The following is a 14,249-nucleotide window of genomic DNA, read 5'->3' on the forward strand; positions in this document are numbered from 1 at the left end:
AAAACACACTCAAATGAATTTAAGTGTGCTGTATAAGTTATTTGCATATTATTTTGCTTATTCAGATGGCATGTTCCTTATAGGTGTATATTAGATGCCATCTTTTATATCGAGTATAAAGTTTGATATATGAACTGATTTGTCCTGTTTGATCTAGTGAGGGAGGAATGGTGAGTGGATTTAATAGGAAGTTTTGCACAACAGTCCAACCGCTTGCAATACGAATAAAAAATTAGAAACAAATTTTTAATACCACATCATCTCTTTTTACTGAAAATTCCTTTTAGCGTAACAAAAAGGTTAAGTATAGTTCAGCTACATTACGATAGGTTATCAATTATAGACGGTATTTTACAATACCGTTACTGTGCATTTCAATGAGGTGAAAATATAACAAAAAGCCTGATAAAACAACGTTTGCAAGCAAAGTATTCGTAGGCCATTATTTTGCTTTTTCGTTATATCATATAGTATAATATTCAAAATCAACAAGGATTTTTTCCTGAATTTTTGTTGATGAAAATGGAAAAATTTTTCGGCTTTATAGGTTGATAAAGTTATGTCGTAACAGGAAATATAAGAACAGATATATAAATAAATAAAAAGAACATAAAAACGCAAATAAAAACGAAAATGAGGGGAACTTTATGAGCCAAAATCAATTCGAATGTCGTATTTCAGAAGAAGATGTACAAATGTTAAGAGCGTTAGCTCACCCACTTCGTCTACGTCTAGTAATGGAACTTATGCAAAGAGGAACATGTAATGTAACACAACTACAGGAAGTATTAGAAATTCCGCAATCAACGGTTTCACAACATTTAACGAAGTTAAAGCAAAATAAAGTAGTGCGCTTTGAAAGACGAGGATTAGAAGTGTATTACCAAATCCATAATGATAAAGTAAGTGCGGTAGTAAAAACATTATTTTCTTAAAATTTGAATATTATGGAAAAAGACGTGTAGAATATACGTCTTTTTTTATTTGTCAGAAAGGTAGCGAGAGAGTAAATATTAGCATGTGAGGAAGAAATGACTATCAATCAACATGCTGCTTTACGGAATATATTCTAAAAGGAAAAGAAAAAATAGAAAGGAGTGTAGTAAGCAAAAGGAGGGATATTAGTATGGATGTGAAACGTGTGAAACAAATCTTATCTTCTTCAAGTAGAATTGACGTTACATATGAGGGCGTACCAGTATGGATTGAGAGCTGTGATGAGCAGAAGGGGAGTGCTCAAGTGTATGATGTATCTAATCCTGGTGAGAGCGTTCATGTGGACGTGACAGCTTTAGAGGAGAAATAATAAAAAAGACGCTTCTAATTTTAGAAGCGTCTTTTTGTGTGTTATTCCATCATACTCGCAACTTTTTTAGAGAAGAGAAGGAGTACAAGTCCTAAGACGATAACGATAATACCGATACTTGCAAATACTTCAAGGTATCCTAATGATTGTGTAAAGGAAGCAAGTTTACCAGCTAACCAGTTAGCCATACCTGAACCAGCTAACCATACACCCATTAGTAATGATGCTAATTTAACAGGTGCAATTGCACTTACCATTGATAGACCGATTGGTGATAAGAATAGTTCTCCAATTGTATGGAACATATAAGTGATAACGATGAATAATAAGTTTGCTTTAACAGTTATATCAGCTTCACTACTTCCAGTTTTTAGAACCGCTAATGTTAAAACCAGGTAACCTATACCTAGTAAAATCATACCAAATGCCATTTTTGTTGGTATTTTTAAATCGCCACGCTTTGATTTAGAAAGTTTTAACCATAGCATAGATACGAATGGTGCAAGGAGTACGATGAACGCTGGATTAACGGATTGGAACCAAGATGTTGGAACTTCCCATCCAAAAATTGTACGATCAACAAATTTATCTGTATAAAGTGTTAAAGAACTACCAGCTTGTTCAAAGCCTGCCCAGAAGAATACTACGAAACAAGTTAAAATTACAATTGCCCAAGTGCGATTTTTTTCTTGTTTTGTTAAAGGTTTCTTTTCGATTGCAGGTTGATTTTTTGTTTTTTTACCAACAATTGTTGTTCCTGCTGTACCAAGGTAGCGAGGAGCTAATAAGTTGAAAACAATTTGTCCAATAATCATACCGATACAAGCTGCTAAGAATCCGTATTTATATCCCATAACCATAACGCCATCAACGCTTGTTTTAAAGAAATCTTCTGCTAAAAATCCACAAATAAGTGGAGCGAAGAAAGCACCTACGTTAATACCCATATAGAAGATAGTAAATGCACTGTCACGACGTGAATCATTTTCACCATACAATTCACCTAACAGTGTAGAAATATTTGGTTTGAAGAACCCATTACCAATAACTAATAGTATTAATCCTAGAAATAGTCCTGTTTTTGTATTCATTGAGAATAGTACAAAGTTGCCGATTGCCATAATAATTCCGCCGAGAGTAATGGCATGACGTCTTGTGATATAATGATCAGTTAGCCATCCGCCTATAATTGGCATGAAATATACTGCCGCTGTAAAAGTACCATATAATTGCACTGCGACTGCCTTATCAAATCCTAACCCACCACTAACAGCAGCAGTTGTTAAATAAAGAACTAAAAGGCCACGCATTCCATAATAACTAAATCTTTCCCACATTTCTGTTAAGAACAACAAATACAACCCTGGTGGATGTTTTTTTGGTGATTGTTGCTCTCCAGCTTTGTCTAATTTTAAAGCTGCATCCATTTTTGTTTCCCCCTAATCCTGTATAACGGATATTTATGTAATCATTTTAATTTACAAAATATTTAGAAGTCAATAGAATTATATGGAAATAGAAAGAAAATTTCTAAAAAAGTTCTATTTTTCTTCAACCGTTACTGTATTTTGCCCTGAAAACGAGATGATAAGCGTTTTCAAATGTAATAATTGAATTCTAAAAGAAAATAAAATAGTGATTAATCAGAAAATTTAGATTACAACATCTATTCTGATATAGAGAAAATATATTCTATTTACTTTTATAATATAACATATTGGGAATAAAAATACAAAATGAAATAATGTGACACTTCAGTGAAATGAAAAAAACAGCTCCATCAAAGAGAGAGCTGGTTAGAATGAAATTATTTAACAAAGCGCTTTTCGATATCATCTAGTAATAGGTTAGCAGCCATTACACCGCCAGCTGTATTCCAAATAACATCGTCGACTTTGTATGCTTTACCATTTTTTACGGCATTTAAATTTTTAAATAGAGGATCGTTTATGTATTCTTTTTCTAGTTCAGATCCTTTTTTCTCATTTCCTTTATCGAATGTGAAGTAGAATAATACGTCACCATCCATAGCAGAAATACGCTCTTTAGATACGTTACGCTCTGCAAAATCATCTTTGTTTTGATCGCCAGGACGTTTAAATCCAAGTTCTTTTAAAATAACACCAGAGAATGTATCGCCATGATAAATACGAACATCACCAGGCATGAAACGAACCATAGAGATTTCTTGATTTACTTTATCGCCAAGTTTGCCTTTTAAATCTTTCATACGTGATTCGTAATCAGCTACAACTTTTTGACCTTCTTTTTCTTTATTTAATGCTTTTGCATAAAATTTGAAGTTATCTTTCCATTCCCCACGTAATGTTTCTGAGAACACAGTAGGTGCAATTGCTTTTAGTTGTTCGTACACTTTTTCGTGACGCATTTTGTTACCGATAATTAAGTCTGGTTTTAAAGAAGCAATTGTTTCAACGTTAACTTGTCCTTCATCACCAACAACTTTTACATCTTTCATTTTATCCTTAATATGTGGATACCATGGGTCACCCGTCCAAGACTTTACAGCACCAACTGGTTTCACACCTAATTCAAGTAAAGCTTCAGTTCCTTCATTTGTTAAGATAACTACACGTTTTGGATTAGCAGGAACTTCTGTTTTACCCATTGCATGTTCTACAGTAACCACTTCTTTTTTATTATCTTCTTTTGTAGATTCTTCTTTGTTATTTGATTTTCCACAAGCGCTTAAAAGCATTGAAAATGCTAGTAAAAATACAAATACTGTAAACGATTTTTTTCGCATGAAATTCATTATGTACCCCCTACATGTTGAGAATATTTTTCAATAGCAAGCATGATATTAAGCCTTTATCTTTTGATTGTCAATACATATGGTTGAAAATAATTCTCATTTCCGTTGACAATAAGAATTAAGTTGAAATACACTTACAACGTATCATTATACATTGAAGGGGAAACGCTGCATGTTATTAAAAACAAATCAAGCAAAATGGATTGGATTATTTGTTGGAATCATTGCAGTCGTTATTTGTATTTGGGGAAGTATTATTTTCGGATATACAAATACGAGCTGGAAATTAGCGCTAGATGCTTTTTTCCATTTTAATGGTTCTAATGAACATATTATTATTCAAAATGTGCGCCTTCCAAGGGCACTTATAGCAGCAAGTGTTGGTGCTAGTTTAGCCATCGCGGGTTGTCTTATGCAAACTTTAACTAAGAATCCACTTGCTTCTCCAGATTTTATTGGATTAAATTCAGGTGCTGCGTTCTTCATAGTTGTAGCAATTGTAATCTTTTCAGTAACATCATTATCAGCTTTCACATGGATTGCCTTTTTAGGAGCTGCGGTTGCAGCTGTACTTGTATTTGCTTCTAGTTCTTTAGGAAAAGAAGGGACTACTCCTCTTAAGTTAACGTTAGCAGGGGTCGCAATTAGTGCGTTATTTTCATCATTAACACAAGGATTACTTGTGTTAAATGAAAAAGCACTTGAAGAGGTATTATTTTGGCTTGCTGGATCTGTGCAAGGGAGAAAGTTAGAAATTTTACAATCTGTATTCCCATATTTATTAATAGGATGGATTGCATCTCTTATGATGGCAGGGAAAGTAAATACATTGATGATGGGAGAAGACGTCGCGAAAGGACTTGGACAACGAACAATTTTAATGAAATCATTCGTGTTACTTATTATTGTACTGTTGTCTGGTGGTTCAGTTGCGGTTGCTGGTCCAATTGGATTTATTGGAATTATTACTCCGCATTTTGCTAGATTTCTTGTTGGAGTTGACCACAGATGGAGAGTACCTTATAGCGGATTGTTAGGGGCAATACTACTAATATTGGCTGATATAGCAGCAAGATATGTCATTATGCCACAAGAAGTACCAGTAGGAGTTATGACAGCATTTATTGGAGCACCGTTCTTTATTTATATTGCACGTAAGAGAGGGCTTAGCAAATGAAGAAATATATTCCGTTTCGTATAGGAAAAGGCGAGCTCTCGTTTTTAATGTATAAACGAGCTTGTCTCGTCTTGTTAAGTTTACTAGTTGTTTTAATAGGATTATTCTTTGCGAGCGCAGGTATGGGAGACATGAAAATTGCTCCTTATGACGTATGGCAAGCAATTACCGGAAATGGCGATGCAATGTCAAATATGGTTGTAAATAAGTTTCGTATGCCACGTATTTTAATTGCTATCCTCGTAGGAATTGCGCTTGCGGTAGCGGGCTGTATTTTACAAGGGCTCGTTCGAAATCCACTTGCTTCTCCTGATATCATCGGGATTACGGGCGGGGCAAGTGTCGCAGTTGTATTATTTTTAGCGCTATTTAGTGATAAAAATAATGCACTAACGGTAAGTATTCATTATATGCCGCTCGCAGCTTTTGCAGGAGCAACGATTGTAGCGGTTTTTGTATACTTATTTGCATGGAAAAATGATGGGTTATCACCAATTAGTCTCGTTTTAATTGGTGTTGGATTTTGGGCATTAACGAAGGCGGCGACAACATTATTTATGTTGCTAGCACCAATTTATCAAGCGAGCCAAGCGAATGTATGGATTACGGGTACCGTTTACGGCTCTTCTTGGCAAAATGTTATGGTACTTGCGCCTTGGGTTCTCATTTTAACAGTAATATCATTTATCGCAGCTAGGCATTTAAATGCACAAGAGCTAGGGGATGATATAGCGGTAGGACTTGGGGTTCCTTTAACGAAGTCGCGTGTATTTATGTTATTACTTAGTACAGCTTTAATTGGTGGTGCGGTAGCTTTTGCCGGAGGGATTGGATTTGTCGGTTTAATGGCACCTCATATTTCACGAAGATTAGTTGGTTCTTTATACGGTGCATTACTCCCAGTTGCAGCTATTGTCGGTGCAATTCTAGTACTTGCTGCAGATTTAATAGGGCGTACAATTTTCACACCACTTGAAATTCCAGCAGGGGTATTTACATCAGCAATTGGTGCACCTTATTTCATTTATTTACTTTATAAAAGTCGGAATTCATAAAGGGAGATGAATATGCAAAAAGCATTGGAGACGAAACGCTTGACGTTGTCTTATGGTGAAACAATTATTATTGATGAGCTGAACTTAGAAATTCCAAAAGGAGAAATTACAATTTTTATCGGTTCTAACGGTTGTGGGAAATCAACTTTATTACGTTCACTAGCCAGATTATTAAAGCCAACAAATGGTGATATTTTGTTAGATAATCAAGCAATTCAAAGTATGCAAACGAAGCAAATTGCTCGTCAAATGGCGATTTTACCGCAAGGACCACAAGCACCAGAAGGACTTACAGTATTACAACTTGTAAAGCAAGGACGCTATCCATATCAAACATGGCTGAAGCAATGGTCAGAAAAAGACGAGGAAATGGTACAGAAGGCACTTGCAGCAACAGGTATGACAGAATTTGCTGAGCGTGATGTGCATGCTCTTTCAGGTGGGCAGCGTCAACGTGCTTGGATCGCAATGACACTTGCACAAGATACAGATATCATTTTACTGGATGAGCCAACTACATACTTAGATATGACTCACCAAATTGAAGTGCTAGATTTATTATTCGAATTAAATGAAACAGAACAAAGAACAATTATTATGGTATTACATGATCTGAATTTAGCATGCCGCTATGCAGATAACATTGTAGCAATTCAAGATAAACAAATATATGCACAAGGTAAACCTGAAGAAGTGGTAGATGAGAAACTAGTACGTGATGTATTCCGAATGGAGTGTCAAATTAGTACGGATCCGTTGTTTGGAACACCGCTTTGTATCCCTCACGGAAGAGGAAGACGTGTAGTTAAAGAAGTTGCTCAGGCAATGAGATAAAAAAACGATGAGTGAGTCATCGTTTTTTTTATTTGGTACAAGAAAATAACAGGAAGAGAGGAATACGTAAGCGACGTTTATACTCTTCTTCATCTTGAAAATAGGTTGGATTTGGTGTAGCTTCTTTTAATGATGTAATGGTAAATCCGGCTTGCTGTAATAATGTGAAATACTCTTCCGTTGTACGATGATATTTAATAACTTCTTGGTCAATCCATGGTTCAACCCGTTTGCCTAGTTTAAAATAATCATCGACGAGCCAACTCGTTCTTTTACCACTTGTTTGTAAGCTTTCAAATGAAGAAGTAATAACGGGATGTTGAACACTAAAGGTAAAGGTGCCATTTGTTTTTAAAGTTTGAAACACATTTTGAAAAATGATATCAAGATGTTCAATATAATGTAAGGCGAGTCTAGAGGTTACTAAATCAAAAGTGGAAGAGGGATAGGTATAATCTTTGAGGTTTAAAAAATGAACAGATCCATTTTTATTTTCTAGTTGTTTTTTAGCTTTTCCATACATAAGCTCGGAGCCTTCAATGCCGGTGTAAGAGTAGCATCCCTTCTCTAATAATTCCGCACCAAACTTAGCATCACCACAGCCTAAATCGAGAATTTGTTTTCCTTGCACATGACCAATGAGCTGAAAGAATACTGGTTTTTCAATGGATTCATTTGGGCTATTTTCTCGGTATCTTCGTTTCATATATTGTTCGAAAAATGCTGTGTTATTGTATACATCAGATTCTGTAAATGCCATGTTTGAAGCCTCCCTAAATATTTTTTTAATTCTATCAAATATGAAAAGTAAATGATAGATTTATTGTAATGAATCATATATAATCTAGAATTGTAAGCGGTTACTTTAAACTATTTTTCTATAATAAATTCTGAAAACGTGTTAAGCTAGTAGAGGGATTATTAGAACTATTAAGACAATAATCCGCTTACATGAACGATGGGAGGCTTCACAATGTCTAGTAAAACACTTGCGAAATTTTTAGAAGAAAATTTAGAGGATTTAAAATCAAAGGGGCTTTATAACGTAATTGATCCGCTTGAGAGTTCGAATGGACCAATCATTACAATTGGCGGAAAAGAATATATTAACTTATCTTCAAACAACTATCTTGGATTAGCAACAGATAGCCGTTTGCAAGAAGCAGCAATTGGTGCTATTCATAAGTACGGTGTTGGAGCAGGGGCTGTTCGTACAATTAACGGTACTTTAGATTTGCATATTAAGTTAGAAGAAACAATTGCAAAGTTTAAACATACAGAAGCAGCGATTGCTTATCAATCAGGATTTAACTGTAATATGGCAGCGATTTCAGCTGTTATGGATAAAAATGATGCGATTCTTTCAGACGAATTAAATCATGCATCTATTATTGACGGTAGTCGTCTATCAAAAGCAAAAATTATTGTTTATAAACATTCTGATATGGAAGATTTACGCCAAAAAGCAATCGCGGCGAAAGAATCAGGTCTTTATAATAAATTAATGGTAATTACAGACGGTGTTTTCTCAATGGATGGAGATGTTGCAAAACTACCAGAAATTGTTGAGATTGCAGAAGAGTTAGATTTAATGACATACGTAGATGATGCACACGGTTCAGGTGTACTTGGAAAAGGTGCAGGAACTGTAAAGCACTTCGGTCTTTCTGATAAAGTTGATTTCCAAATTGGTACATTATCAAAAGCAATTGGGGTAATTGGTGGATATGTAGCAGGGAAACAAAACTTAATTGACTGGTTAAAAGTTCGTTCACGTCCATTCTTATTCTCTACAGCATTAACACCAGCTGATGCGGCAGCTTGCATGAGATCAATTGAAATCTTAATGGAAAGCACAGAGTTACATGATCGTCTATGGGAAAATGGTCGCTATTTAAAACAAGGGTTAAAAGAACTTGGCTTTAACATTGGGGAAAGTGAAACGCCAATTACACCTTGTATTATTGGGGACGAAGTATTAACACAAGAATTTAGTAAACGTCTAAATGAAGAAGGCGTATACGCAAAATCTATCGTGTTCCCAACTGTAGCAAAAGGAACAGGTCGTGTTCGTAATATGCCTACAGCAGCTCATACGAAAGAAATGTTAGATGAAGCAATTCGTAAGTATGAAAAAGTAGGGAAAGAAATGGGCATCATTTAAGTAACGACATCTTTTGAATAGCTTGCAAATGAGGAGTGGGGAAAATGAAAAAAATTCTAGTAACCGGTTCTTTAGGGCAAATTGGTTCTGAACTAGTAATGAAACTTCGTGATGTATACGGCGCATCAAATGTTATTGCAACAGATATTCGTGAAACAGACAGTGAAGTAGTAACGTCTGGTCCATTTGAAACGTTAGATGTAACAGATGGACAAAAACTACATGATATCGCAAAGCGTAATGAAGTAGATACAATTATTCATTTAGCAGCTTTACTTTCAGCAACAGCAGAAAAAAATCCGTTATTTGCATGGAATTTAAATATGGGTGGACTTGTAAATGCTCTAGAAGCAGCTCGTGAATTAAACTGTAAGTTCTTCACGCCAAGTTCTATCGGTGCATTCGGTCCATCGACGCCAAAAGATAATACACCGCAAGATACAATTCAGCGTCCTACTACGATGTATGGGGTAAACAAAGTAGCAGGAGAATTACTGTGTGATTATTATCATCAAAAATTTGGCGTAGATACGCGCGGTGTCCGTTTCCCAGGTTTAATTTCTTACGTAGCTCCTCCAGGAGGCGGAACAACTGATTATGCAGTTGAAATTTATTATGAGGCGATTAAAAAAGGTGCATACACCTCATACATTGCTGAAGGAACATACATGGACATGATGTATATGCCTGATGCTTTACAAGCGATCATTTCATTAATGGAAGCTGATCCAAGTAAGCTAGTGCATAGAAATGCATTTAACATTACAGCAATGAGCTTCGAGCCAGAGCAAATTGCAGCGTCAATTCGTAAACACATTCCGACGTTTACAATGGATTATGCAGTAGATCCAGCTCGTCAAACAATCGCTGATAGCTGGCCAAACTCTATTGATGCAACAGCAGCAATGAAAGAGTGGGGCTTCAAAGCAGAATACGATTTAGATAAAATGACAACTGACATGCTGGCTAAGTTAAAAAAAAAGCTCACAGCTGAGTTAGTGATGAATTAATAGGAAGAGTCGATTCTTAGGAATCGACTCTTTTTATTTGTATTTTGGGAATATGCAAATAATTACAAATATGATAGAATGAGTTAATTTGTGTGTAAAGGGGAGACAAGGAATGGAGAAATGGGAGTTAGCAAAGGAAATTTACAATACGTCACGTTTAACGGGAACATTTAAACTTCGATCAGGACAAGTATCAAATCAATACTTTGATAAGTACTTATTTGAATCTAATCCAGTACTGTTATTAGAAATTACTAAACAGTTGAAAGAGCTCATTCCTCCTGATACAGAAGCACTCGCTGGTTTAGAGATGGGAGGAATTCCAGTAGCAACGGCATTATCTTTACAAACAGGTATACCAGTCGTATTTGTAAGAAAAGAAGCGAAGAAGTACGGCGCATGTAAGTTGGCAGAGGGTGTTGATATTGCTGGGAAAAATGTTTGTGTTGTTGAAGATGTCATTACGACAGGCGGTCAAATATTATTAAGCACGAAAGATTTAAGAGAACTAGGTGCGAAAGTTAATCATGTTCTAGGTGTGATTGAACGAACAAAAGAAGGAAGAGATAACTTATTAGAAGATGGATTGCAGTTGCACTCCTTATTTACAATGGATGAGTTAATTGAAGGGGAAATGCAACATGCAAAGAGTTGATGTCGTATATGCACTAATACATGACGAAGAAACAGATAAAATATTAATGGTACATAATGTAGAACAAAACGTTTGGTCATTGCCAGGCGGGGCTGTGGAAAAAGGTGAAATATTAGAGGAAGCACTAATAAGAGAAGTGAAAGAAGAGACAGGTTTAACTGCTGCGTTAGCTGGACTTGTTGCGATTAATGAAAAATTCTTTGAAGAATCAGGGAATCATGCGCTATTTTTTACATTCCGAGCGAATGTAGTAAAAGGTGAACTTATTGCGGAAGATGAAGGTGAAATTTCTGCAATAGAGTGGGTGGATCGAACAATTGCGAATGAGCGCTTCTCATACTATGACGGAGGATTTGAATCTTTGTTAGAAGTAGCCATTCCATACAAGTTTCAACCAGAAACAAAGTAATTGAACGAAAAAACAGGAGCCACAAGGCTCCTATTTTCTATTCAATCGTCTTCAGTAATAATTTTTTCAATAGTGGTTTAATCTTTAGACGTAAATCTTCAGCGTGATTTGCAACTAAGAAGTGATGGTTATAAATGTTTTTCATCAATTGATAAGTTGCTTCTTTCGCTTCGCCTTCTTCGATGAAGATACCGATTACTTCCATACCACTTTTACGCGCGAGTTTAACAGCTTCATGCGTATCTAAAATTCCGTCTTGTTGATAGTCTAGCGCAGAAGGCTCACCGTCTGTGAAGACTAGTAAGAATTTATGTTTCTCAGGTCTTTTGGCAAGCTTTTCAGAAACGATACGAATAATATATCCGTCGCGGTTATCTTCTTCTTCACGAAGTTGCATAATTTCTGGACCAACGTTTGGTAACGTTGAGTTTTTATAATTTACAACTTCATGGATAACGTTCGGCTTATCTTCAGGTATAGCGCTAGAGGCATCTTCCCAAAATCCGCTAATAGCGTGCGGGATTTTTAAAGATTTTAAAGCTTCATGGAATAGTACAACACTCTTCTTCGTTTCTTCCATTTTGTTATACATAGAACCAGAACAGTCAACTAACAGTTGGAATGCAACATCGAGTTCTTGTGACTCTTGTCCTTTTTTATAAAACATACGCGGTTGTTTTTCGGTATAAATACGAAGGAATTTCTTACGAAGTCTTCCGTAATATTTATCACTATTCGCATTCGTTTTATTTTCAATCGTTTTTTCGATAATTTTCTTTAATTCTTTTACATCTTTATTGACGACTGATTTGATAGCTTGGTAATCTTTTTTCTCATCGATATTTGCTTTGCGAGCTTCTTTAAATGTATGAGAAGCACCTACATTATACTTACCGTATGCACCGTCGGGATGGCTAGAAGCGTGTGAAGCCCTTGCTTCTTCTGTATCAGCGCCATCAAAGTTGGATTGTGTACTTTTTTGAGAAGTACCTTGTACAGAACCAAGTGCTTGGTCGCCATCTTCTGATTCACGAGCAGTATCGCCCATCATGTTTGTTTTTGTTCCGCTTTCTAATTCAAAGCGTAAAAAGTTCTCGTTTTCGTTATTTTTATTTTCACGATGCCATGTGGAGAAACTTTCATCCATTTTGTTTTTATTTTCATCGTCGTCTATAAGCTGCGTATCATCATTTGCTAAATCTTCGACGCGACAGTTCTTTTCGTCTGCAAGGACAGATAAGTAAAGTGGAGCATGTCCGAAATAGTTGTTAAGCATATCACTTTCAAGAAGCGCCTCTAAGCGATAGCGAATTTTCTCAACGATATACATAATATCTTCTGTATTACGTGCTTGGAATGTTTCATGTAAAATCGCTTCAATTTGCTCAAAATATTCATTATTAAACATTTCATATTTATCGCTCGTTAATGAAAGATAGCATAGGCAAAATAGACGATCACCGTGATAATTACGAACGCGGTTTATTTCATTTTGAGAGCCGAAATAGTTGCGGTACATTTCTTTTCGGCGTTTAAAAACATGCTTCGTGCCAGGACGTAAGTTCTTTACGATTTCCTCAACGCGTAAATCTTCTAATAGAACAAATAATTGTGTTAAAAACTTTTTTAGGGGCGATTCTTGCAATTCAATCGCATACGAACGAATTAAAGTCATGTCCGAGTAATGTTTATTACCAAGTGCTTTTAAGAACACTTCGCTTTTTAATCCGATTACTGTATCTTCTTCTTTTCGATCATCCCAAAAGTGACTAATGACAACTTTCTTTTCAATTTCGTCGTAGTATGCTTTATAGCCATATTCAAGATAGGCATCGTCTTCTTTTAGAAGGGCATACATTAAATTTTCCATTTGTAGAAACAGCGACGCATCAATTTTTTTGTCACTAAAAATTTGTCTCATAAATTATCCCTCAAAGAAATAACTTTCTGCTAATTCACGGACAGTCATTTGTTCTGTTTCATCATTAAGTTTTGCAATTATGCTTCGTTCAATCGCTCGCATAACAGGAATATATACACCTAAATCACATGCGTCGATAATACCACGAATACTTGCTGCTTCTTCACTTACACGTCCATCGCGAGCTAAAGGCATAAGGTCGCTTGCAAATGCAACAAACTTTTCAATTGTTGCAACATCATTTAATTTTGATTCTGCTAATAATAGTTCTTTTAATGTGTCACCTTGAATGTAAGGAACTTCAATAATAACGAAACGGTTTTTTAATGCTTCATTTAGTTCACTTGTTCCAACGTAACCTTCGTTAATCGCAGCAATTACACGGTATTCGTCATCCCCGTATACAACCTCTTGTGTAAATGGGTTTGTGATCATTTTACGGTAATCTAATGCGCCGTGAAGTAGCGGTAAAGTTTCAGGTTTTGCCATATTGATTTCGTCAATATATAGGAAGTGACCGTTCTTCATTGCTTTCATAAGAGGACCGTTAACGAATGAAACTTCAGATGCACCATCTTTCGTTTGTAGTGTGTTGTATCCTAAAATACCTTCTACATCTAAGTCGACAGAGCAGTTAATGCTATGCATTGGTTTTTGGAATAAAGAAGAAAGAGTTTCCGCTAGTACTGTTTTACCACTACCAGTCGGTCCTTTTAATAGAATGTTCTTGCCAAGAAGAAGTGCTGTAATCGCATCTTCAATAATGCTATTATCAGACGCTTTATATATTTTCGTTCCGATTAAATGTGCATTTTCACCAGCTTGTTGTTTATTCTTTTCATGAATCGTAGAAAGCTGTTGTTTTAAATCAGAATGTATATGAAATTGTTCTAACATGTATTTCCCACCTAACATTATTTTCATAAAGTAATACATCTTATG

The 14,249-nt window shown here is 35.7% G+C and carries 14 protein-coding genes; 9 read left to right on the forward strand and 5 right to left on the reverse strand.

The genetic code is table 11. The features are described 5' to 3' along the window. Positions 1–647: 647 nt before the first annotated feature. Entirely contained in the window at positions 648–935 is a 288-nt protein-coding gene (locus MRP26_RS24535) for an ArsR/SmtB family transcription factor (RefSeq protein WP_000081428.1), read from the forward strand. A 191-nt stretch (positions 936–1,126) separates the two neighbouring features. Continuing rightward, a complete protein-coding gene (locus tag MRP26_RS24540; protein ID WP_000382679.1) occupies positions 1,127–1,306 on the forward strand; it encodes an acid-soluble spore protein H in 180 nt (59 codons plus the stop codon). A 41-nt stretch (positions 1,307–1,347) separates the two neighbouring features. Here MRP26_RS24540 and MRP26_RS24545 read toward each other — a convergent pair whose 3' ends face one another. After that, positions 1,348–2,733, reverse strand: coding sequence for a peptide MFS transporter (locus MRP26_RS24545; protein ID WP_069354950.1), 1,386 nt, complete (start codon positions 2,731–2,733; stop codon positions 1,348–1,350). Positions 2,734–3,113: 380 nt separating this feature from the next. Beyond that, a complete protein-coding gene (locus tag MRP26_RS24550) occupies positions 3,114–4,082 on the reverse strand; it encodes an ABC transporter substrate-binding protein (RefSeq protein WP_001010277.1) in 969 nt (322 codons plus the stop codon). Between the two features lie 172 nt (positions 4,083–4,254). Between MRP26_RS24550 and MRP26_RS24555 the strand changes: the two genes are divergently transcribed. The 3 genes from MRP26_RS24555 to MRP26_RS24565 are packed head-to-tail and all read left to right on the forward strand — an operon-like array spanning position 4,255 to position 7,148. Then, positions 4,255–5,259 carry a FecCD family ABC transporter permease gene (locus MRP26_RS24555; protein ID WP_000925211.1) on the forward strand — a complete coding sequence of 335 codons (1,005 nt, stop codon included), beginning with the start codon at positions 4,255–4,257 and terminating at the stop codon, positions 5,257–5,259. Further along, positions 5,256–6,314: a FecCD family ABC transporter permease gene (locus tag MRP26_RS24560; RefSeq protein ID WP_000760057.1), complete on the forward strand. Its 1,059-nt coding sequence runs from the start codon at positions 5,256–5,258 to the stop codon at positions 6,312–6,314. Before MRP26_RS24555 ends, MRP26_RS24560 begins: the two co-directional genes overlap by 4 nt. A gap of 12 nt (positions 6,315–6,326) precedes the next feature. Then, positions 6,327–7,148, forward strand: coding sequence for an ABC transporter ATP-binding protein (locus tag MRP26_RS24565; protein WP_197241433.1), 822 nt, complete (start codon positions 6,327–6,329; stop codon positions 7,146–7,148). 28 nt (positions 7,149–7,176) lie between these two features. Here the strand turns inward: MRP26_RS24565 and MRP26_RS24570 are convergent, their stop codons facing one another. Then, complete coding sequence (locus MRP26_RS24570) at positions 7,177–7,908, reverse strand: class I SAM-dependent DNA methyltransferase (RefSeq protein ID WP_000885974.1); 732 nt, start codon at positions 7,906–7,908, stop codon at positions 7,177–7,179. A gap of 213 nt (positions 7,909–8,121) precedes the next feature. Here MRP26_RS24570 and MRP26_RS24575 point away from each other — a divergent pair, with 213 nt between their 5' ends. The 4 genes from MRP26_RS24575 (at position 8,122) to MRP26_RS24590 (ending at position 11,386) form a co-directional block, all read left to right on the forward strand. Next, complete coding sequence (locus tag MRP26_RS24575; RefSeq protein WP_000095906.1) at positions 8,122–9,312, forward strand: glycine C-acetyltransferase; 1,191 nt, start codon at positions 8,122–8,124, stop codon at positions 9,310–9,312. Positions 9,313–9,356: 44 nt separating this feature from the next. Beyond that, on the forward strand, positions 9,357–10,322 hold the full coding sequence (locus tag MRP26_RS24580) for an L-threonine 3-dehydrogenase (RefSeq protein WP_000723125.1): 966 nt from the start codon (positions 9,357–9,359) through the stop codon (positions 10,320–10,322). A gap of 112 nt (positions 10,323–10,434) precedes the next feature. Then, positions 10,435–10,977 (forward strand): orotate phosphoribosyltransferase, encoded by a 543-nt coding sequence (gene pyrE / locus MRP26_RS24585; protein WP_197241434.1) that lies wholly within the window; start codon positions 10,435–10,437, stop codon positions 10,975–10,977. Further along, positions 10,964–11,386, forward strand: coding sequence for an NUDIX hydrolase (locus MRP26_RS24590; protein WP_053565263.1), 423 nt, complete (start codon positions 10,964–10,966; stop codon positions 11,384–11,386). Before pyrE ends, MRP26_RS24590 begins: the two co-directional genes overlap by 14 nt. A 37-nt stretch (positions 11,387–11,423) precedes the next feature. On the opposite strand, the gene MRP26_RS24595 is transcribed toward MRP26_RS24590, so the two are convergent. Together MRP26_RS24595 and MRP26_RS24600 are read right to left on the reverse strand one after the other, a co-directional pair. Next, positions 11,424–13,307, reverse strand: coding sequence for a vWA domain-containing protein (locus MRP26_RS24595; RefSeq protein ID WP_053565262.1), 1,884 nt, complete (start codon positions 13,305–13,307; stop codon positions 11,424–11,426). 3 nt (positions 13,308–13,310) lie between these two features. Then, positions 13,311–14,204, reverse strand: a complete 894-nt coding sequence (locus MRP26_RS24600; RefSeq protein WP_075718949.1) for an ATP-binding protein — start codon at positions 14,202–14,204, stop codon at positions 13,311–13,313. Positions 14,205–14,249: the final 45 nt, after the last annotated feature.

The organism is Bacillus sp. CCB-MMP212 (assembly GCF_022748145.1).
GTDB lineage: Bacteria > Bacillota > Bacilli > Bacillales > Bacillaceae_G > Bacillus_A > Bacillus_A cereus.